This window comes from Bittarella massiliensis (ex Durand et al. 2017), from assembly GCF_017566145.1.
In the GTDB taxonomy this organism is placed as follows: Bacteria; Bacillota; Clostridia; order Oscillospirales; family Ruminococcaceae; genus Bittarella; species Bittarella massiliensis_A.
Genome location: NZ_JABFCL010000129.1, coordinates 1 through 233, shown reverse-complemented (window position 1 = coordinate 233; position 233 = coordinate 1). Strand labels below are relative to the sequence as shown.

1 pseudogene is annotated in these 233 nt (G+C 51.5%); it reads left to right on the top strand.

Annotated features, from left to right (window positions below):
- A pseudogene (locus HJY11_RS13725) lies at positions 1-233 on the top strand (acetyl-CoA carboxylase carboxyl transferase subunit beta); the annotation flags it as partial.

The following is a 233-nucleotide window of genomic DNA, read 5'->3' as shown; positions in this document are numbered from 1 at the left end:
GTCATTGGAGAAGGCGGGAGCGGCGGAGCACTTGCTATGGCGACAGCCGACGAAGTCTGGATGCTTGAGAATTCCATTTATTCCATTTTGTCGCCGGAAGGCTTTGCTTCCATCCTCTGGAAGGACAGCAAACGAGCTAAGGAGGCGGCCGGAGTGATGAAGCTGACGGCGAACCACTTAAAGAGTATGGAGATTGTAGAACAGGTCATTGCAGAACCGGAAGATTTTACAAC